The organism is Colwellia sp. MB02u-6, assembly GCF_014077095.1.
In the GTDB taxonomy this organism is placed as follows: domain Bacteria; phylum Pseudomonadota; class Gammaproteobacteria; order Enterobacterales; family Alteromonadaceae; genus Cognaticolwellia.
Window position 1 is genome coordinate 1 of the sequence record NZ_JACGVG010000008.1, and the last position, 251, is coordinate 251.

The 251-nt window shown below is 60.2% G+C and carries 1 protein-coding gene; it reads right to left on the reverse strand.

Annotation, left to right across the window (positions count from 1 at the left end; all coding sequences use genetic code 11):
• Positions 1 to 251, reverse strand: a 251-nt coding sequence (locus H4J46_RS00010) for a hypothetical protein (protein ID WP_182231557.1), incomplete at both ends; no start/stop codon positions are given.

A 251-nucleotide genomic window follows, 5' to 3' on the forward strand; every position in this document is an offset into this window, starting at 1 on the left:
CCGCCGTGGTCACCTCGGCAATGTTACGCACCTGCGTGGTCAGATTATTCGCCATCGCGTTGACGTTGTCGGTCAGCTCCTTCCAGGTGCCATCGACGCCCGGCACTTGCGCCTGACCGCCCAGCCTACCCTCGGTACCTACTTCGCGCGCCACCCGCGTCACTTCCTCGGAGAAGCGATTAAGCTGGTCTACCATCTCGTTGACGGTGTTCTTGAGCTCTAATACCTCGCCCTTGGCATCCACCGTGATT